Annotated in this window: 1 protein-coding gene; it reads right to left on the bottom strand. The window is 41.8% G+C overall.

The window, feature by feature from the left end; genetic code table 11:
- Positions 1 to 238 (bottom strand): nucleoside triphosphate pyrophosphohydrolase family protein (locus HC176_RS17645; RefSeq protein WP_167920309.1); only part of this gene is annotated, 238 nt, incomplete at its 3' end.
- Positions 239 to 368 lie beyond the last annotated feature (130 nt).

Here is a 368-nt window from a genome sequence, read left to right as displayed (position 1 = left end):
CCTGCATCCCGTGTTCTATGATGGTGCCGCATAAGATGTACAGCATATCGCCAAGGGCATCTGCAACTTCTACAAGATCTCCGTCTTTTGCTGCCTGCAAATATTCTTCATTTTCTTCCTTCATCAATTCGTAGCGCAACTGCACTTTTTCCAAAGGAAGATCGACTGTGGGTTTCGGGGCTATACCAAGACCGAAAGCTTCATGAAACTCCTGTACTGCCTGTAAGCTTTTTCTCATTTTAAACCTGTAAATTTGCCTAACATTAAAAAATGTTTAGCACCGGACAGCTAATTTTCGCCGGATTGTTTTTTGTGGTTTTTGTAGCGGTTATCTTTTTTAGTTACCGCAAAGACCTAAAACTTCACCG

The sequence above is a fragment of the Tamlana crocina genome (genome assembly GCF_012037625.1).
Note: the sequence above shows the minus strand (reverse complement) of the source record. Positions and strands in the feature narration are given on the sequence as shown.